At 42.9% G+C, this 17,794-nt stretch carries 26 protein-coding genes; all 26 read left to right on the top strand.

Features of this window, described 5'->3' with window-relative positions:
• Positions 1–37 precede the first annotated feature (37 nt).
• The 26 genes from ilvB (at position 38) to rplR (ending at position 17,774) form a co-directional block, all read left to right on the top strand.
• Positions 38–1,765 (top strand): biosynthetic-type acetolactate synthase large subunit, encoded by a 1,728-nt coding sequence (ilvB, locus tag QMF37_RS13750; protein WP_078080012.1) that lies wholly within the window; start codon positions 38–40, stop codon positions 1,763–1,765.
• Positions 1,762–2,274 (top strand): acetolactate synthase small subunit, encoded by a 513-nt coding sequence (gene ilvN / locus QMF37_RS13745; protein ID WP_058386732.1) that lies wholly within the window; start codon positions 1,762–1,764, stop codon positions 2,272–2,274. The genes ilvB and ilvN overlap by 4 nt, the downstream gene beginning before the upstream one ends.
• 28 nt (positions 2,275–2,302) lie before the next feature.
• Complete coding sequence (gene ilvC / locus QMF37_RS13740; protein WP_058386731.1) at positions 2,303–3,337, top strand: ketol-acid reductoisomerase; 1,035 nt, start codon at positions 2,303–2,305, stop codon at positions 3,335–3,337.
• Positions 3,324–4,865: a 2-isopropylmalate synthase gene (locus QMF37_RS13735; RefSeq protein WP_078080014.1), complete on the top strand. Its 1,542-nt coding sequence runs from the start codon at positions 3,324–3,326 to the stop codon at positions 4,863–4,865. The genes ilvC and QMF37_RS13735 overlap by 14 nt, the downstream gene beginning before the upstream one ends.
• 30 nt (positions 4,866–4,895) lie before the next feature.
• Positions 4,896–5,996 (top strand): 3-isopropylmalate dehydrogenase, encoded by a 1,101-nt coding sequence (gene leuB, locus QMF37_RS13730; protein WP_283478580.1) that lies wholly within the window; start codon positions 4,896–4,898, stop codon positions 5,994–5,996.
• A gap of 18 nt (positions 5,997–6,014) precedes the next feature.
• Positions 6,015–7,433 carry a 3-isopropylmalate dehydratase large subunit gene (gene leuC / locus QMF37_RS13725; RefSeq protein WP_283478579.1) on the top strand — a complete coding sequence of 473 codons (1,419 nt, stop codon included), beginning with the start codon at positions 6,015–6,017 and terminating at the stop codon, positions 7,431–7,433.
• Positions 7,434–7,458: 25 nt separating this feature from the next.
• The gene (leuD, locus tag QMF37_RS13720) at positions 7,459–8,046 is read left to right on the top strand and encodes a 3-isopropylmalate dehydratase small subunit (protein ID WP_078080020.1); all 588 of its coding nucleotides are present in this window, start codon (positions 7,459–7,461) and stop codon (positions 8,044–8,046) included.
• Between the two features lie 147 nt (positions 8,047–8,193).
• Positions 8,194–9,516 (top strand): Na+/H+ antiporter family protein, encoded by a 1,323-nt coding sequence (locus tag QMF37_RS13715; RefSeq protein ID WP_078080022.1) that lies wholly within the window; start codon positions 8,194–8,196, stop codon positions 9,514–9,516.
• A 255-nt stretch (positions 9,517–9,771) separates the two neighbouring features.
• A complete protein-coding gene (gene rpsJ, locus QMF37_RS13710; protein ID WP_006828927.1) occupies positions 9,772–10,080 on the top strand; it encodes a 30S ribosomal protein S10 in 309 nt (102 codons plus the stop codon).
• A 47-nt stretch (positions 10,081–10,127) separates the two neighbouring features.
• Positions 10,128–10,757 (top strand): 50S ribosomal protein L3, encoded by a 630-nt coding sequence (gene rplC / locus QMF37_RS13705; RefSeq protein WP_058386725.1) that lies wholly within the window; start codon positions 10,128–10,130, stop codon positions 10,755–10,757.
• 29 nt (positions 10,758–10,786) lie between these two features.
• Positions 10,787–11,410, top strand: a complete 624-nt coding sequence (gene rplD, locus QMF37_RS13700) for a 50S ribosomal protein L4 (protein WP_058386724.1) — start codon at positions 10,787–10,789, stop codon at positions 11,408–11,410.
• Positions 11,410–11,694 carry a 50S ribosomal protein L23 gene (gene rplW, locus QMF37_RS13695; protein ID WP_058386723.1) on the top strand — a complete coding sequence of 95 codons (285 nt, stop codon included), beginning with the start codon at positions 11,410–11,412 and terminating at the stop codon, positions 11,692–11,694. Before rplD ends, rplW begins: the two co-directional genes overlap by 1 nt.
• 46 nt (positions 11,695–11,740) lie before the next feature.
• Positions 11,741–12,571: a 50S ribosomal protein L2 gene (gene rplB / locus QMF37_RS13690; protein WP_058386722.1), complete on the top strand. Its 831-nt coding sequence runs from the start codon at positions 11,741–11,743 to the stop codon at positions 12,569–12,571.
• Positions 12,572–12,631: 60 nt separating this feature from the next.
• Positions 12,632–12,910: a 30S ribosomal protein S19 gene (rpsS, locus tag QMF37_RS13685; protein WP_006828932.1), complete on the top strand. Its 279-nt coding sequence runs from the start codon at positions 12,632–12,634 to the stop codon at positions 12,908–12,910.
• A gap of 19 nt (positions 12,911–12,929) precedes the next feature.
• Positions 12,930–13,271, top strand: a complete 342-nt coding sequence (gene rplV / locus QMF37_RS13680) for a 50S ribosomal protein L22 (RefSeq protein WP_008432509.1) — start codon at positions 12,930–12,932, stop codon at positions 13,269–13,271.
• A 3-nt stretch (positions 13,272–13,274) separates the two neighbouring features.
• A complete protein-coding gene (rpsC, locus tag QMF37_RS13675; RefSeq protein ID WP_008497438.1) occupies positions 13,275–13,931 on the top strand; it encodes a 30S ribosomal protein S3 in 657 nt (218 codons plus the stop codon).
• A 1-nt stretch (position 13,932) separates the two neighbouring features.
• Entirely contained in the window at positions 13,933–14,367 is a 435-nt protein-coding gene (gene rplP, locus QMF37_RS13670; RefSeq protein ID WP_006828935.1) for a 50S ribosomal protein L16, read from the top strand.
• The gene (gene rpmC / locus QMF37_RS13665) at positions 14,357–14,557 is read left to right on the top strand and encodes a 50S ribosomal protein L29 (RefSeq protein ID WP_006828936.1); all 201 of its coding nucleotides are present in this window, start codon (positions 14,357–14,359) and stop codon (positions 14,555–14,557) included. The genes rplP and rpmC overlap by 11 nt, the downstream gene beginning before the upstream one ends.
• Positions 14,558–14,581: 24 nt before the next feature.
• Complete coding sequence (gene rpsQ / locus QMF37_RS13660) at positions 14,582–14,845, top strand: 30S ribosomal protein S17 (protein WP_008432511.1); 264 nt, start codon at positions 14,582–14,584, stop codon at positions 14,843–14,845.
• Positions 14,846–14,892: 47 nt separating this feature from the next.
• On the top strand, positions 14,893–15,261 hold the full coding sequence (gene rplN, locus QMF37_RS13655; RefSeq protein ID WP_006828938.1) for a 50S ribosomal protein L14: 369 nt from the start codon (positions 14,893–14,895) through the stop codon (positions 15,259–15,261).
• Positions 15,262–15,296: 35 nt separating this feature from the next.
• On the top strand, positions 15,297–15,608 hold the full coding sequence (rplX, locus tag QMF37_RS13650) for a 50S ribosomal protein L24 (protein WP_058386721.1): 312 nt from the start codon (positions 15,297–15,299) through the stop codon (positions 15,606–15,608).
• 27 nt (positions 15,609–15,635) lie between these two features.
• Positions 15,636–16,175, top strand: coding sequence for a 50S ribosomal protein L5 (gene rplE / locus QMF37_RS13645; protein WP_006828940.1), 540 nt, complete (start codon positions 15,636–15,638; stop codon positions 16,173–16,175).
• A 19-nt stretch (positions 16,176–16,194) separates the two neighbouring features.
• Positions 16,195–16,380: a 30S ribosomal protein S14 gene (gene rpsN / locus QMF37_RS13640; RefSeq protein WP_006828941.1), complete on the top strand. Its 186-nt coding sequence runs from the start codon at positions 16,195–16,197 to the stop codon at positions 16,378–16,380.
• Between the two features lie 29 nt (positions 16,381–16,409).
• On the top strand, positions 16,410–16,808 hold the full coding sequence (gene rpsH, locus QMF37_RS13635) for a 30S ribosomal protein S8 (protein ID WP_006828942.1): 399 nt from the start codon (positions 16,410–16,412) through the stop codon (positions 16,806–16,808).
• A 30-nt stretch (positions 16,809–16,838) separates the two neighbouring features.
• On the top strand, positions 16,839–17,378 hold the full coding sequence (rplF, locus tag QMF37_RS13630; RefSeq protein ID WP_071154688.1) for a 50S ribosomal protein L6: 540 nt from the start codon (positions 16,839–16,841) through the stop codon (positions 17,376–17,378).
• A gap of 33 nt (positions 17,379–17,411) precedes the next feature.
• Positions 17,412–17,774, top strand: coding sequence for a 50S ribosomal protein L18 (gene rplR / locus QMF37_RS13625; RefSeq protein WP_058386719.1), 363 nt, complete (start codon positions 17,412–17,414; stop codon positions 17,772–17,774).
• The last annotated feature ends 20 nt before the right edge of the window (positions 17,775–17,794 follow it).

Raw genomic sequence — 17,794 nt, 5'->3', positions numbered from 1 at the left:
GTATTTCACAAGAAACTGAAAAAAGGAGGCGGAAAGATTGGGAGTAAACGTACAGGTTAGAGAAGAAGTTAAACAGGAATTGACAGGCAGTGGTGCAGACATACTGATTCAGTCTTTAAAAAATCAAGGCGTAGAAATCATATTCGGCTATCCTGGAGGCGCGGTGCTACCGATTTACGATGCCTTACACAAAAATCCGATACGCCACATCTTAGCAAGGCATGAACAAGGCGCTATTCACGCAGCTGAAGGATATGCAAGGGTATCAGGTAAGACGGGCGTTGTACTTGCAACATCTGGTCCCGGTGCTACGAATTTAGTGACAGGAATTGCAGATGCTATGCTGGATTCCTTGCCGTTAGTCATTTTTACGGGTCAGGTGGCGACTTCAGTCATCGGAACCGATGCTTTTCAGGAAGCTGATATCATCGGCATCACACAACCGATTACAAAGCATAATTATCAAGTGAAAAAAGTAACGGATCTACCAAGAATTATTAAAGAAGCTTTCTACATTGCTTCTACTGGACGTCCAGGGCCGGTTCTAGTAGATATACCGAAAAACATTGCGACGGAATTGTTCTTATCTACTAAAGAAGAAGAGGCAGTCTATCTGCCGGGATATCAGCCGACGACTAGCCCTAATTTTTTACAAATTCAAAAAGCTGCGCAAGTGTTGTCACAATCAAAAAAACCTTTGATCTTAGCGGGGGCTGGCATACTTGCCGCTAAAGCGACAGAAGAGCTAAAGAAATTCTCAGAAAAACATCAAATTCCAATTACTAATACGTTACTCGGGCTAGGAAGTGTTGGAGGCGAACACGAATTATTCCTCGGAATGGCGGGGATGCACGGTACCTATACAGCCAATACAGCAATTTGTGATTGTGATGTGTTATTAAACATTGGCGCCAGATTTGATGACCGGCTAACTGGCAACCTGGCTAACTTTGCACCAAATGCTCAAGTTATTCATATCGACATTGATCCAGCAGAAATCGGCAAAAATGTACCGACCGCAATTCCGATTGTTGCAGATGCAAAAGAGGCGTTGGTCCAGTTGCTCAATCAATCATTTGAAAGTCCGAACACTACGGAGTGGCTAGGGGAATTATTCGAGAATAAAGCAGAATATCCACTTCAGTATCATGTAAAAGGTCGGGAAGGTATCCTTCCTCAACAAGCGGTAGAGCTGATTCATCGTTTGACTAGAGGCGATGCAGTGGTAACGACTGATGTTGGTCAGCATCAAATGTGGGCAGCTCAATATTATCGTTTCAATAATCCACATAACTGGGTAACTTCAGGTGGCTTAGGTACAATGGGCTTCGGTTTTCCGGCAGCGATTGGTGCGCAACTAGCAAAACCCGATGAGCAAGTAATTTCTATTGTTGGAGATGCCGGATTCCAAATGACTTTGCAAGAACTGTCCTTGCTTCAAGAGCTTCGTCTTCCGGTGAAGATTGTCATTTTAAACAATCAAAGCTTAGGAATGGTAAGACAATGGCAGGAAACGTTTTATGAGAGTCGCTATTCTCAATCGTTGATGCCCGTTCAACCTGATTTTGTGAAACTGGCTGAAGCGTATGACGTTAAAGGTTACAAAGTAGAAACGATGGAAGAAGCAGAAGTTGTGTTTGCAGAAGCATTTAATTCAAACGAGCCGGTTTTGATCGATTGTCGGGTAGTGCAACTAGAATGTGTTTATCCTATGGTAGCGCCAGGCAAAGGCTTGAATGAAATGATCGGAGTGAAAGGTGAATGAAACGAGTCATTACAACGACGGTAATCAACCAAAGTGGTGTGTTAAATCGCGTCACGGGTTTGCTTATGAAGCGGCAGTTTAATATCGAAAGTATCTCTGTTGGTCATACAGAACAGCCTGGCATATCAAAAATGACTTTTGTCGTCAATGTAGAAGATAGAGGGAAATTAGAACAATTACTAAAACAACTACAAAAACAAATTGATGTACTTAAAGTGAATGATATTACAGATAAAGCTATGGTCATGAGAGAGCTTGCACTAGTAAAAGTAGTTGTACCACCAGCGGTCAGAAATGAAGTGCTCAGTATCGTTGAGCCGTTTCGAGCAACAGTGGTTGATATGAGCAAAAATGTAACAACATTTCAAGTGACAGGGGACCCGGAAAAGATTGAAGCATTTATTGATCTGATGAGACCTTATGGTGTCAAAGAGCTGACCCGAACCGGTGTATCAGCTTTTGTCAGAGAAACACAAAAAACGCAGGCACCCCAATTAAACATCCTATAAAAAACCAAACTCGAGGAGGAAATTAAAAATGGCAAAAATGTATTATAACCAAGACGTAAACGAACAGGTACTTAAAGGCAAGACAATCGCGGTAATTGGCTATGGTTCACAAGGTCACGCACACGCACAAAACTTAAAAGAATCTGGTTTTGACGTAGTAGTTGGCGTGCGTCCTGGTAAATCATTCGAGCAAGCAGAAAATGACGGCATGAAAGTAATGGCAGTAAAAGACGCGGCAGACGCGGCAGACGTGATCATGGTCTTAGTACCAGATGAAAAACAAACACAAATCTACAATGCAGACATTAAGCCTTCACTAAAAGCAGGCAAGTCACTTGTTTTTGCTCATGGCTTCAATGTTCACTTTAACCAAATTGTTGCACCTACAGATGTAGATGTATTCCTAGTAGCTCCTAAAGGACCGGGACATCTTGTGCGTCGTACATACGAAGCGGGTGCTGGTGTACCAGGGTTAATTGCGATTCACCAAGATGTGTCAGGTCAAGCTAAAGAAGTGGCGCTTGCTTATGCAAAAGGAATCGGAGCTACGCGTGCAGGTGTTTTAGAAACAACATTTAAAGAAGAAACGGAAACGGATCTATTCGGAGAACAGGCTGTTCTTTGCGGCGGTGTAACGTCTCTAGTAAAAGCTGGATTTGAAACACTTGTTGAAGCTGGATACCAACCGGAACTTGCGTATTTCGAATGCATGCACGAATTGAAATTGATCGTTGACCTAATGTATGAAGGTGGCTTGTCTGGAATGCGTTACTCAATTTCAGATACTGCGCAGTGGGGAGATTTTGTATCAGGACCACGTATTGTCGATGCAGATACAAAAGCGCGTATGAAAGATGTTCTGACAGATATCCAAACAGGGAAATTCGCAAAAGGGTGGTTGCTTGAAAATCAACTAAACCGTCCAGAATTTACGGCAATTGAAAAAGCAGAAGAATCGCATCAAATCGAGCAAGTTGGACGTGAATTACGTGCCATGATGCCATTTGTCAATGAAGGTAAAAAAACTAAACAAAAAGAGGTGGTCGCCAATGTCACAAATTGATATTTTCGATACGACATTACGAGACGGAGAACAGTCAGCCGGGATCAACTTGAATACAGCAGAAAAAATCGAAATCGCCCGTCAACTTGAACGTCTGGGAGTGACGATTATCGAATCAGGGTTTCCAGCTTCATCTCCAGGAGACTTTGATGCTGTGCAGCGAATTGCAGGCACGGTAAAGAATTCAATTGTGACGGGTTTGGCCCGTTCGATACAAAGTGATATTGACCGCACGTGGGATGCGTTAAAAGGAGCGGAACAGCCGCATATTCATATCTTTTTAGCTACCTCGCCTATTCATATGGAAACAAAGTTATTTAAAACACCTGAGCAAGTGGTTGAACTTGCTGTAGAATCCGTGAAATACGCGCGTAAGTTCTTTCCGCTAGTTCAGTGGTCAGCGGAAGATGCTTCTCGTTCAGATCCGGAATTTCTGGCGCATATTATCCGTAAAGTAATTGAAGCGGGAGCCACAACTATTAACCTTCCGGATACAGTTGGTTATGCAACACCTCATGAGTACGGTGCGATGTTCAAATACATGACGGACAACGTAGCGGGAATTGAAAAAGTGAAACTGTCTGCACATTGCCATAACGACTTGGGGATGGCAACTGCTAATACACTAGCCGCAATCGAGAATGGTGCGACACAAATCGAAGGAACCATAAATGGTATCGGAGAACGCGCTGGTAACGTTGCACTAGAAGAAATTGCAGTTGCTTTGCACATTCGCAAACAAATGTTCAACATCGAGACGGGTATTAAATTGAACGAAATTAAGCGCACTAGCCAATTGGTGAGTCAATTGACAGGTAGCTTGATTCAACCGAATAAAGCGGTCGTCGGTAAAAATGCTTTTGCCCACGAATCGGGAATTCACCAAGATGGTATGCTGAAGAATCCGTTGACTTATGAAATCATTACTCCGGAATTGATTGGTGATGTAGCAACAGAATTGGTACTAGGTAAACATTCTGGGCGTCACGCCTTTAAAGACCGTGCTATCAAAATGGGCTTTGACTTATCTGAAGAAAAGTTGAACAACGCATTTATTGAGTTTAAGAAGCTGGCTGACCGTAAAAAAGAAATTGTGGAAGACGATCTTTATGTATTACTAACAGATCAGCAAATTCACGATGATGAAACGCCAGTCTATAAGTTGGAAAGTGTCCAAGTACAGTACGGTACGGCGAACATTCCGACGGCTACTGCTTCTGCCTATCACCCGAGTGGTGAGCTAATTAGTGAAGCAGCTACTGGAGCAGGATCTGTTGAAGCGATTTTTAATACATTGGAGCGGATTGTGGAAGGCAAAGTTCACATTTTAGATTACCGTGTGACTTCTATTGGTAAAGGGCGTGACGCATTAGGCGAAGCGGTTATCAATATGAGTTATAACGGTGAGACGGTAACGGGGCGCGACGTTGCACAGGACGTTTTGGAAGCGACGGCAAAAGCCTATTTGAATGCAGTTAATCGTCAAATTGTTCAAGTAGGAAAGAAAGTTAGGATGTCAGCGGTATAGAAGAACAATTCAAACGAGGAGGAATTTAAAATGAAAAAAACAATAGCGGTATTGCCAGGGGACGGAATTGGACCGGAAGTGACAGATGCAGCGGTAAAGGTGTTGCAATCCATCGCAATGCGTTATGGACATACTTTTCATTTAAAGCACGCGGTAATCGGAGGCGCGGCGGTTGATCAATTTGATAACCCGCTACCTCAGCAAACCATCGATGTTTGTGATGCGAGTGACGCGATTCTCCTCGGTGCGGTTGGAGGAACGAAATGGGATAACAACCCCGCTCATTTGCGTCCTGAAAAAGGGCTTTTGAACATCCGGAAGCATTTCGATTTGTTTGCAAATATTCGTCCAGTTAAAGCAATCCCGGCATTGCTAGCATCTTCCCCGTTAAAAGAAGAAGTAGCGAAAGACGTTGATATGGTAATTGTTCGTGAATTGACGAGTGGCTTGTATTTCGGTGAACCAAAACGTCGCTCTGAAAAATCGGCTGTCGATACATTGGTTTACACGAGAGAAGAAATTGAGCGCATTGTGAACCAGGCGTTTGAAATCGCTCGTACGCGAAGAGGCAAAGTAACGTCGGTTGATAAAGCCAATGTATTGGAAACGAGTAAGCTATGGCGTGAAGTTGTAGAAGAACGTAAAGCAGCCTATCCAGATATTGAAGTAGAACATATGCTAGTTGATTCGGCAGCGATGAAGCTGATCACGAATCCACGCACTTTCGACGTTGTCGTAACTGAGAATATGTTTGGAGATATCTTGAGTGACGAAGCATCCGTTATTACTGGGTCACTTGGCATGCTGCCATCTGCTAGCATCCGTTCAGACGGCTTCGGTCTTTACGAGCCCGTACATGGTTCGGCGCCTGATATCGCGGGGCAAAACAAAGCCAACCCATCTGCTGCTATTTTGTCGGTTGCAATGATGTTGAAGCATTCATTTGGTCTCCACACAGAAGCGGCAGTCGTTGAACAAGCGGTAATGAGCGTTTTGGAAGATGGTTACTGCACAGGAGACTTAGCTGGTAGTGGGAAGCGTGTGGTTTCAACAGAACAATATGTAACGAAAGTGATAGAAGAACTAGAACGAGAATTTGTATCAGAACATATCATGTATTCTTATGTGTAAGTAAAAGGAGCGGTTGGCATGGCACAAACCATCATAGAAAAAATTTGGGAACAACATATTGTCTTCGAAGAACAAGGAAAGCCGGACCTGCTGTATATTGATCTTCACTTACTGCATGAGGTGACTTCTCCGCAAGCATTTGAAGGACTTCGGTTAGACGGGCGTAAAGTCCGTCGACCGGATTTGTGTTTTGCGACTATGGATCATAATGTCCCAACAAGAAACCGAGATACCATCACAGATCCCGTCTCGCGTAAGCAAATCAAAACCTTACAAGACAATTGCGATGAATTTGGTGTGCCGCTTGCGGGTATTAATCATCCCGACCAAGGAATTGTGCACGTTATTGGACCGGAACTTGGATTGACGCAACCTGGTAAAACGATTGTTTGTGGGGATAGTCATACTTCAACACACGGCGCTTTTGGCGCATTGGCATTTGGTATTGGCACAAGTGAAGTAGAGCACGTACTTTCTACTCAAACACTATGGCAATCAAAGCCCAAAACGATGGAAGTTCGAATTGATGGCAAGTTAGGCTTTGGTGTTACTGCTAAAGATGTTATCCTTGCGATTATTTCGAAATTTGGTATCGATATGGGAACCGGATATGTTATGGAGTATACGGGCGAAGCAGTTCGTAACTTAACGATGGAAGAGCGTATGACCATTTGCAATATGTCCATTGAAGCTGGTGCACGTGCAGGTTTGATTAGCCCAGATCAAACAACAATCGAGTATTTGAGAGGACGTAGACATGTCCCTGAAGGAGACGCGTTTGAACAAGAAGCGGATCGTTGGCTAGCTCTTGCAACAGAAGAAGGTGCAGAGTATGATGCGACCTTTTCGATTCATGCAGATGAAATCTCTCCATTCGTTACGTGGGGAACGAATCCATCAATGGGTTCAGGTATTGCTGAACGCGTTCCGTCTGCTGCAGATTACGAGAAACAGTCAGATAAAGATGCATTAAAACAAGCTTTAGCTTATATGCACTTAGAAGAAGGAATGTCGCTTTCTTCAATTGCGATCCAACATGTATTTATCGGTTCTTGTACCAATGCACGTCTAGGCGATTTACGTGCGGCAAGTAGAATCATTAGAGGGAAGCAAGTGCACCCGTCCGTGACGGCAATTGTCGTTCCTGGATCTGAAACGGTTAAACGCGCAGCTGAACAAGAAGGCTTAGATCAAGTGTTTCTCAAAGCGGGCTTTGAATGGCGTGAGACAGGTTGCAGCATGTGCTTAGCGATGAACGAAGACTCGGTACCTGCAGGTGAACGCTGTGCATCTACTTCTAACCGAAACTTCGAAGGTCGACAAGGAGCGGGCTCGATGACGCACCTAGTAAGTCCTGTCATGGCAGCAGCGGCTGCGATTGAAGGTCATTTAACAGATGTCCGTAACTACATGGAAGAGCCTGTAGCGTCTGTATGACAAATGAAAGTGAGGAGACCCTTCGATGAAACCGATAAATAAAATTTCAAGCATACTGACGCCACTAGAACGAAAAAACGTCGATACGGACCAAATCATTTCAAAAGAATTTCTAAAGCGTATTGAACGAACGGGATTCGGCAAATATTTGTTTTATCATTGGCGTTTTCATGCAGATGGTACACCAATAGAAGACTTTGTTTTGAATGACCCTCGATTCGAAAACTCCGAAATTCTAGTCGCACAAGAAAATTTCGGCTGCGGTTCTTCTCGTGAACATGCTCCGTGGGCAATTTTAGATTACGGATTCCGTGTAGTCATTGCACCTAGCTATGCAGACATCTTCTATAACAACTGCGTTAAAAACGGCATTTTGCCAATTCGCTTGAAAGACCAAGAAGTAGATGAGTTGATTAGTAAAGGTCAACAACAAGATTTTAAGTTAGAAATCAACTTAGAAGACCAATCTGTTACCGGACAAGACGGTACGCGTTATGAATTTGAAATTGATCCTTATTGGAAAGAAATGCTCTTAAAAGGCTGGGATGAAATTGCGTTAACCTTCCAGTATGATTCGTATATTGCGGCTTATGAAGAAAAACAACGTGCTTAATATTTCGAGAGACCTTTTACGTAACCGTGAAAGGTCTTTTTTTCGTTTTAAAATAAAAGAGTAATCGTCTGTTGACAACTATTTTTTATTTTGTTAATTTTAAATATGTACTTTAACGCTTTAGCAAACTAAAGGAGAGTTTATTATATGAATGCAGTTATTATCGCTGTCTTGGTCATGCTCATATTGAGCTTATTGCGTGTGAATGTCGTTTTTGCCTTATTGATCGGCGCGTTAGCAGGAGGATTGAGTGGCGGGTTGTCACTTACTGATACAATCACATCGTTTACAGACGGTTTAGGGGCGGGAGCGACCATTGCATTGAGCTATGCTATGCTGGGTGGATTTGCCGTAGCTATATCGCGTACAGGGATTCCAGAGTTACTGGTCTCCGGAGTGCTGAAGTTAGTGAACAAAGATGGGAAAGCAACAAGACAAAATTTAGCAAAGGCTCTAATTATTATCGCGTTACTGACGATGGCAATTTTATCGCAGAATGCCATTCCAATCCATATCGCTTTTATTCCTTTACTAGTTCCACCGATTTTGCATATTTTAAACGAACTACGAATTGATCGCCGGTTGATCGCGGCAGTGTTGACGTTTGGTTTGACAGCTCCATATATTTTATTGCCGTATGGCTTTGGATTGATCTTCCACGAAATTGTTTTTACGCAAATGGAATTGGCTGGATTGTCGATCGACATGGCGGATATTCCAAAAGCAATGGCGATTCCAGTTTCCGGCTTACTAGTCGGCTTGATCATTGCGGTGTTCTTTTCTTATCGTAAGCCGCGTGATTACCATACAAATGTTTCTTCTATAGAAGAAACTGTGAAAAAGAAAGCGTCAACTAAAGATGTGTTGGTGACAATTGTTGCGTTGGTTGCAGCGTTGTACGGGCAAGTCCAAACAGATTCCATGATCATTGGAGCACTAGCTGGTATCTTGGTGCTGTACGTTTTTGGCGCGATGAAGTGGCGCGAGGCTGACGCAGTCTTAACAGAAGGCATGCAAATGATGGCGTTCATCGGTTTTGTGATGATCACAGCGAACGGTTTTGCGGCTGTGATCCAAGCAACAGGAGCTATCGAGCCGTTAGTTGCCAGCGTATCAGATCTTTTCGCAGGCAATAAAGCAATCGCGGCACTAGCGATGCTGATCGTTGGATTGTTTGTGACGATGGGCATTGGTTCATCGTTTGCCACAATCCCAATCATTGCTGCTATTTTTGTGCCACTGAGTCTGGAGTTCGGATTTTCCACCATGGCCATTATTGCATTGATCGGAACTGCAGGAGCACTCGGTGACGCCGGTTCACCAGCTTCTGACTCAACACTTGGACCAACTGCCGGACTGAACGTTGACGGACAGCACAATCACATCTGGGATACGTGCGTGCCAACCTTCCTTCACTACAATATTCCGTTGGTGATATTCGGTTGGGTTGCAGCGATGTTCTTGAGCTAGGCTTGAAATGTTCGGACTATTTTCATCTCGCTTGAAGTTCTGAAATATCCTGTTATACTAATAAAAGCGAATTAAAAAGAATTTCGTGGAAACACTTGCGGAATTCTTTTTTATTCTGTATAATATCTAATGTTGGTCTTTTGACTGCGATGAAGCGAGAGGTTACCGATACACCCGGCCGCTTTGCCATGGCGAGTGATTGGAAAATTTTCGTGGAGAATGTCTATCAAAAATAGGCGAAAAGGAGGGAAAATAATGGCAAAACAAAAAATTCGTATCCGTTTAAAAGCGTATGATCATAGAATTCTTGATCAGTCTGCTGAGAAAATTGTTGAAACTGCAAAACGTTCAGGTGCAAGTGTATCGGGTCCGATACCGTTGCCAACTGAAAGATCGGTTTACACAATCTTGCGTGCTGTTCATAAATACAAAGATGCTCGTGAGCAATTTGAAATGCGCACACACAAACGTCTAATCGATATCGTTAACCCAACACCACAAACTGTTGATGCGTTAATGAAACTTGATTTACCGTCAGGCGTTGACATTGAAATTAAACTTTAATCGGCAACGAAATAGAAAACACAAATAATCACAGGAGGTGTGACAACATGACCAAAGGAATCTTAGGTAGAAAAATCGGTATGACGCAAGTTTTTGCTGAGAACGGTGATTTAATCCCTGTAACTGTTATTGAAGCTTCTCCAAACGTAGTGCTTCAAAAGAAAACAGTTGAGGTTGACGGCTACGAAGCAATCCAATTAGGTTTTGAAGACAAGCGCGATAAGCTTTCAAACAAACCTTCTAAAGGACACGTAGCAAAAGCAAACACTGCTCCTAAGCGCTTCATCCGCGAACTTCGCAATGTAAACTTAGCTGATTACGAGATTGGTCAAGAAGTCAAAGTAGATGTATTCGCAGAAGGCGATGTAGTAGATGTAACAGGAACAACAAAAGGTAAAGGTTTCCAAGGTGTTATTAAACGCCACGGACAATCTCGCGGACCAATGACACACGGTTCACGTTACCACCGTCGTCCTGGTTCAATGGGTCCGGTTGCTCCTAACCGCGTATTCAAACAGAAGAAATTACCTGGTCAAATGGGTGGCACAACAATTACGATTCAAAACCTTTCGATCGTGAAAGTAGATCTTGAGCGTAACTTGCTTCTTGTTAAAGGTAATGTTCCTGGTTCTCGCAAAGCATTGATCCGTGTTAAAACGGCAACTAAAGCGAAATAATATATTTTTAGAGAAAGGAGGAAACAAGAATGCCTAAAGTAGCTTTATTAAATCAAACAGGTTCACAAGTGGGCGACATCGAATTGAACGACTATGTATTCGGTATCGAGCCAAATGAATCAGTACTATTTGACGCAGTAGTGTCTCAACGCGCTTCACTACGTCAAGGTAACCATAAAGTAAAAAACCGTTCTGAAGTAGCTGGTGGTGGTAAAAAGCCATGGCGTCAAAAAGGAACTGGACGTGCTCGTCAAGGGTCGATCCGTTCACCACAATGGCGCGGAGGCGGTATCGTATTCGGTCCAACTCCACGTAGCTATAGCTACAAGCTTCCTAAGAAAGTCCGTCGCTTAGCTTTACGCTCTGCACTTTCATCTACAGTAGTAGGAGAAAACTTGATGGTACTTGAAGGATTAACATTTGATGCACCAAAAACAAAAGCATTTAACCAGTTGATCGCTGATCTTTCAATTGGCAAAAAAGCATTGTTCGTAACTGCTGACCTTGATGAGAACGTTGCAAAATCTGCACGTAACCTTAAAGGTATGACAGTAGTAGCAGCAGATGGTATTAACGTATTAGACTTGCTTGGACATGACAAAATTGTTATGACAAAAGCAGCGATTGAGAAAATTGAGGAGGTGCTTAGTTAATGGAAGCACGTGATGTAATAAAACGTCCGGTCATTACTGAGCAATCATCTGAAGTAATGGCAGAGAAAAAGTACACTTTTGAAGTGGACACTCGCGCAAATAAAACACAAGTTAAACAAGCTATACAAGAAATCTTTGGCGTGAAGGTTGAGAAAGTCAACATCATGAATTACAAAGGCAAATTCAAACGTATGGGCAAACACGCAGGATATACAAACAAGCGCCGTAAAGCGATTGTTAAATTGACTGCTGAATCTAAAGACATCGAGTTATTCGAAATTTAATTTTCTATAAGTTCTTATAGGACTATTAAAGAAGGAGGGAAATAACGTGGGGATCAGAAAATACAAACCTACCACTAACGGTCGTCGTAACATGACGAGTTCAGATTTCGCTGAAATCACTACGAACAAGCCTGAAAAATCGCTTCTACAACCTGTAAAGCGCAAAGGCGGCCGTAATAACCAAGGTAAAATTACTGTACGCCATCACGGTGGTGGACATAAACGTCAATACCGTGTGATCGATTTCAAGCGTAACAAAGACGGCATTCCAGGACGCGTTGCTACAATCGAGTACGATCCTAACCGTTCTGCGAACATCGCATTGATTCATTATGCTGATGGTGAAAAACGTTACATCCTAGCTCCTAAAGGAGTCGAAGTTGGAACTCAAATCATGTCAGGTATTGAAGCAGACATCAAACCAGGTAACGCTTTGCCGTTATCAAACATCCCAATGGGTTCTACAATCCACAACATTGAATTGAAAACAGGCGGCGGCGGACAATTAGTTCGTTCAGCAGGAACTTCAGCTCAAGTATTGGGTAAAGAAGGAAAATACGTAACAGTTCGTTTGCAATCAGGCGAAGTTCGCATGATTCTTGCTACTTGCCGTGCAACTATTGGCGCTGTAGGAAATGAGCAACACGAATTGATCAACATTGGTAAAGCAGGTCGTAACCGCTGGAAGGGCAATCGCCCAACTGTACGTGGATCTGTAATGAACCCTAACGATCACCCACACGGTGGTGGTGAAGGACGTTCGCCAATCGGACGTAAATCACCAATGTCTCCTTGGGGTAAACCAACTCTTGGATACAAGACACGTAAGAAAACGAACAAGTCAGATAAATTTATCGTGCGTCGTCGTAAAAAATAATTTGATTCCGCTACGGTTCACTAAAAGAACCGTGGTGCGATCACGAAGGGAGGATCCCACATGGGCCGCAGCTTGAAAAAAGGACCTTTTGTTGATGATCATCTTATGAAAAAAGTTGAAGCACAAAAGGATTCTGAGAAAAAACAAGTGATCAAAACTTGGTCTCGCCGTTCTACAATTTTCCCGACATTCATCGGACAAACAATCGCAGTATACGATGGTCGTAAGCACATCCCTGTATACGTGACTGAAGACATGGTGGGCCATAAACTAGGCGAATTCGCTCCAACGCGTAAATACGCTAGTCATGGTGCAGACGATAAGAAAACAAGACGTTAAATGAGAGGAGGATTTCCCTATGCAAGCAAAAGCTGTCGCTAGAACAGTACGTATTGCTCCTCGTAAAGTCCGTTTAGTAGTAGATTTAATCCGAGGCAAGCAAATTGGCGAAGCTGTTGCGATTTTGAACCATACTCCAAAAGCAGCATCTGTTGTTGTTGAGAAGTTATTAAAATCTGCAGCTGCTAACGCTGAACACAACTACGAAATGGACCTGAATGACCTAGTCATCAGCGAAGTATTCGTTGACGAAGGACCAACACTTAAACGTTTCCGTCCACGTGCAATGGGACGCGCAAGCGCAATTAATAAACGCACAAGCCACATTACATTAGTGGTATCTGACCAGAAGGAGGGATAATTCGTGGGACAAAAAATACATCCAATTGGGATGCGTATCGGAATCATTCGTGATTGGGAGTCTAAATGGTACGCTGAGAAAGATTATGCGACACTTCTTCACGAAGATATTAAAATCCGTGAATATGTTGAAGCACGTTTGAAAGAAGCTTCAGTTTCTAAAATCGAAATTGAGCGCGCTGCAAACCGTGTTAACGTAACTATTCATACTGCGAAACCAGGTATGGTAATTGGTAAAGGTGGATCTGAAGTAGAAGTACTTCGCACACAACTTAATTCTATGACTGGCAAGCGTGTACACATCAACATCATTGAAATTAAACGAGCTGACCTTGATGCAAGATTGGTTGCTGAAAGTGTTGCACGTCAATTGGAAAACCGAGTATCATTCCGTCGTGCACAAAAACAAGCGATCCAACGCACTATGCGTTCTGGCGCTAAAGGAATCAAAACTCAAGTATCTGGACGTCTAGGCGGCGCTGACATAGCGCGTGCTGAACACTACAGTGAAGGTACTGTTCCGCTCCATACGCTCCGCGCTGACATTGATTATGCGCATGCTGAAGCAGACACAACTTATGGTAAGCTTGGCGTAAAAGTATGGATCTACCGCGGTGAAGTCCTTCCAACTAAGAAGAAATCTGAGGAAGGAGGCAAATAATATGTTAATGCCTAAACGCGTTAAATATCGTAGAGAGCACCGAGGCAAGATGCGCGGAGAAGCTAAAGGCGGTAAAGAAATTGCATTCGGCGAATTTGGTCTCCAAGCACTAGAATCATCTTGGATCACTAACCGTCAAATCGAAGCAGCACGTATTTCCATGACTCGTTACATGAAACGTGGCGGTAAAGTCTGGATTAAAATTTTCCCTCATAAGCCATATACGAAAAAGCCTCTAGAGGTACGTATGGGATCTGGTAAAGGTTCACCTGAAGGCTGGGTAGCCGTTGTCAAAACTGGTAAAATCATGTTCGAACTTGGTGGAGTAACTGAAGAAGTGGCACGCGAAGCATTACGCCTTGCATCTCACAAACTTCCAATCAAAACGAAGTTCGTAAAACGCGAAGAAATTGGTGGTGAATCGAATGAAAGCTAATGAAATCCGTGACCTAACCACTGCTGAGATTGAACAAAAAGTGAAATCACTGAAAGAAGAGCTTTTCAACCTTCGCTTCCAATTGGCTACTGGTCAATTAGAAAATACTGCTCGCATCCGCGAAGTACGTAAAGCGATTGCCCGTATGAAAACTGTGATTCACGAAAGAGTACTCAGTGGCAATAACTGATAAATCGAGAGGAGGTTTGCAAGTATGACTGAGCGTAACCAACGCAAAGTATACACAGGCCGTGTTGTGTCTGACAAAATGGACAAAACCGTTACAGTAATGGTTGAAACTCAAAAGAAGCATGCATTCTATGGCAAACGTGTAAAATACTCTAAGAAATATAAAGCTCATGATGAGCTAAACGAAGCGAAAATGGGCGACGTAGTTCGCATCATGGAAACTCGTCCGTTATCAGCTACAAAACGTTTCCGCGTATTGGAAATTGTAGAAAAAGCGGTTATCATTTAATTTAAATAATTTCGGAACCTAAGAAATTCCGGAGGGAGGTTACCTAAGTGATCCAACAGGAAAGTCGTTTAAAAGTTGCAGACAACTCGGGTGCTCGTGAAGTACTAACGATTAAAGTACTTGGTGGTTCTGGTCGTAAGACTGCAAACATCGGAGACGTAATCGTTTGTACCGTGAAAAAAGCAACACCAGGTGGCGTTGTTAAGAAGGGTGAAGTCGTTAAGGCTGTCATCGTTCGCACGAAAAGCGGAGCTCGCCGTAAAGACGGTACTTATATCAAATTTGATGAAAACGCATGTGTCATTATCCGTGACGACAAAGGTCCACGCGGAACTCGTATTTTCGGACCTGTTGCCCGCGAACTTCGCGATAACAGCTTCATGAAAATCGTATCACTTGCTCCTGAAGTTCTTTAATAAATCAATGTGCCATACCAAGGAGGTGCGACAGAATGCATGTTAAAAAAGGCGATACAGTTAAGGTAATCTCAGGCAAAGACAAAGGCAAAACAGGTGTTGTTTTGACTGCTTTACCTAAGAAAGACCGTGTGCTTGTTGAAGGTGTAAACATCATTAAAAAGCATACAAAACCGAACCAGGCAAATCCACAAGGTGGAATTGTCAGCCAAGAAGCAGCAATTCACGTTTCTAACGTAATGTTACTTGACCCTAAATCCGGCGAGCCGACTCGTGTAGGATATAAGGTTGAAGATGGTAAAAAAGTTCGTGTTGCAAAAAAATCCGGCGAAAAATTAGATAAATAAAATTCCTGAATGAAGGGAGGTACACACATGAACCGCCTAAAAGAAAAATATGTCAATGAAATCACTCCTGCTCTAGTGAGCAAGTTTGAATATAAATCGGTAATGCAGGCACCTGAAGTAAACAAAATCGTCATCAACATGGGTGTAGGCGAAGCTGTTCAAAACACTAAGTCACTTGACTCTGCTGTTGAAGAATTACAAACGATCACTGGTCAAAAACCAGTTATTACTAAAGCTAAGAAATCTATCGCTGGCTTCCGTCTACGTGAAGGTATGCCAATCGGATGTAAAGTTACACTACGCGGAGAGCGTATGTATGACTTCCTGGACAAATTAATTGCTATCTCACTTCCACGTGTTCGTGATTTCCGTGGCGTATCGAACAAATCGTTCGACGGCCGTGGTAACTACACACTTGGCGTGAAAGAACAGTTAATCTTCCCAGAAATCGATTATGATAAAGTTTCAAAAGTACGCGGTATGGACATCGTAATTGTAACGACTGCGAACTCTGATGAAGAAGCTCGTGAGTTATTAACACAATTCGGAATGCCGTTCCAAAAGTAAACGTGAGGGAGGCGTAAACGTGGCTAAAAAATCTATGATCGCAAAACAAAAACGCACGCCAAAGTTTAAAGTACAAGAGTACACACGCTGTGAACGATGCGGACGTCCGCATTCAGTATTACGCAAATTTAAACTTTGCCGTATTTGTTTCCGTGAACTTGCATATGTGGGACAAATTCCTGGCGTCAAAAAAGCCAGCTGGTAATCCCCTAATTTGGGAAGGAGGTAAAAGTAATGACAATGACAGATCCGATTGCAGATATGCTGACACGCATTCGTAACGCAAACATGGTTCGTCACGAGAAATTAGAGCTTCCAGCTTCTAATGTGAAAAAAGACATCGCTGAAATCCTTAAGCGTGAAGGTTTCGTTCGTGACGTAGAATACGTTGAAGATGATAAACAAGGCATGATCCGAATTTTCCTTAAATACGGAGCTAACAATGAGCGCGTTATTACTGGATTGAAACGCATTTCAAAACCAGGACTACGTGTTTATGCAAAAACTAATGAGGTGCCACGTGTACTAAACGGTCTTGGAATCGCTTTAGTCTCAACATCACAAGGTTTAGTAACTGATAAAGAAGCCCGCGCGAAACAAATCGGCGGAGAAATCATAGCATACGTTTGGTAATAAGCAACAAACGAATGGAGGTGCAAAAGAATGTCACGTGTAGGTAAAAAACCAATCGAGGTTCCTGCTGACGTTACAATCACTCTTGGAGACAAGAATGCTGTAACTGTTAAAGGACCTAAAGGCGAGTTAACTCGCGAATTCCACAAAGATATTACAATCGCTCTTGAAGATAACGTGCTAACATTGACACGTCCTTCGGATTCTAAAGATCACCGCACAAACCACGGTACAACTCGTGCTTTGCTTGCAAACATGGTTACTGGAGTTTCAGAAGGATTCCAACGCACACTAGAACTAGTAGGTGTTGGTTACCGTGCTCAATTACAAGGTGAAAAATTGGTTCTTAACGTAGGTTACTCTCACCCGGTTGAATTCACACCGGAAAACGGAGTATCAGTTGAAGTTCCGGCAAACACAAAAGTTATTGTAAAAGGTATTGATAAAGAACGTGTTGGAGCTCTTGCTTCGAACATTCGCCAAGTACGTCCACCAGAGCCATATAAAGGCAAAGGGATCCGTTACGAAGGAGAAGTCGTTCGCCGCAAAGAAGGTAAAACAGGTAAATAATGCTGCTTAGGCAGGCTGAAAGGAGTGACCTCAGTGATTACGAAACTCGACAAAAACGCATCTCGTAAAAAACGTCATGCTCGCGTACGTTCTAAAATTACGGGTACAGCACAACGCCCACGTTTAAACGTATTCCGTTCAAATAAATACATCTACGCTCAATTGATCGACGATATGAATGGCGTTACACTTGCAAGTGCATCATCTATGGAGAAAGATTTCTCAGTAGAATCTACTGGCAACGTGGAAGCAGCAACTAAAGTCGGCGAAACAATCGCAAAACGCGCTACTGAAAATGGCTTAAAATCAGTTGTTTTCGACCGCGGTGGTTATTTATATCATGGACGTGTAAAAGCATTAGCAGAAGCTGCACGTGAAAATGGTTTACAATTTTAAAAAGAAGGAGGGACACATTT

This window comes from Planococcus sp. S3-L1 (assembly GCF_030063085.1).
Taxonomy (GTDB): Bacteria; Bacillota; Bacilli; order Bacillales_A; family Planococcaceae; genus Planococcus; species Planococcus kocurii.
This window is presented reverse-complemented; position numbering and strand designations above follow the sequence as displayed.

Coding starts and splice junctions, on each gene's coding strand:
- ilvN (WP_058386732.1), top strand. CDS start 1,762: ATGAAACGAGTCATTACAACGACGGTAATCAACCAAAGTGGTGTGTTA.
- ilvC (WP_058386731.1), top strand. CDS start 2,303: ATGGCAAAAATGTATTATAACCAAGACGTAAACGAACAGGTACTTAAA.
- QMF37_RS13735 (WP_078080014.1), top strand. CDS start 3,324: ATGTCACAAATTGATATTTTCGATACGACATTACGAGACGGAGAACAG.
- leuB (WP_283478580.1), top strand. CDS start 4,896: ATGAAAAAAACAATAGCGGTATTGCCAGGGGACGGAATTGGACCGGAA.
- leuC (WP_283478579.1), top strand. CDS start 6,015: ATGGCACAAACCATCATAGAAAAAATTTGGGAACAACATATTGTCTTC.
- leuD (WP_078080020.1), top strand. CDS start 7,459: ATGAAACCGATAAATAAAATTTCAAGCATACTGACGCCACTAGAACGA.
- QMF37_RS13715 (WP_078080022.1), top strand. CDS start 8,194: ATGAATGCAGTTATTATCGCTGTCTTGGTCATGCTCATATTGAGCTTA.
- rpsJ (WP_006828927.1), top strand. CDS start 9,772: ATGGCAAAACAAAAAATTCGTATCCGTTTAAAAGCGTATGATCATAGA.
- rplC (WP_058386725.1), top strand. CDS start 10,128: ATGACCAAAGGAATCTTAGGTAGAAAAATCGGTATGACGCAAGTTTTT.
- rplD (WP_058386724.1), top strand. CDS start 10,787: ATGCCTAAAGTAGCTTTATTAAATCAAACAGGTTCACAAGTGGGCGAC.
- rplW (WP_058386723.1), top strand. CDS start 11,410: ATGGAAGCACGTGATGTAATAAAACGTCCGGTCATTACTGAGCAATCA.
- rpsS (WP_006828932.1), top strand. CDS start 12,632: ATGGGCCGCAGCTTGAAAAAAGGACCTTTTGTTGATGATCATCTTATG.
- rplV (WP_008432509.1), top strand. CDS start 12,930: ATGCAAGCAAAAGCTGTCGCTAGAACAGTACGTATTGCTCCTCGTAAA.
- rplP (WP_006828935.1), top strand. CDS start 13,933: ATGTTAATGCCTAAACGCGTTAAATATCGTAGAGAGCACCGAGGCAAG.
- rpmC (WP_006828936.1), top strand. CDS start 14,357: ATGAAAGCTAATGAAATCCGTGACCTAACCACTGCTGAGATTGAACAA.
- rpsQ (WP_008432511.1), top strand. CDS start 14,582: ATGACTGAGCGTAACCAACGCAAAGTATACACAGGCCGTGTTGTGTCT.
- rplX (WP_058386721.1), top strand. CDS start 15,297: ATGCATGTTAAAAAAGGCGATACAGTTAAGGTAATCTCAGGCAAAGAC.
- rplE (WP_006828940.1), top strand. CDS start 15,636: ATGAACCGCCTAAAAGAAAAATATGTCAATGAAATCACTCCTGCTCTA.
- rpsH (WP_006828942.1), top strand. CDS start 16,410: ATGACAATGACAGATCCGATTGCAGATATGCTGACACGCATTCGTAAC.
- rplF (WP_071154688.1), top strand. CDS start 16,839: ATGTCACGTGTAGGTAAAAAACCAATCGAGGTTCCTGCTGACGTTACA.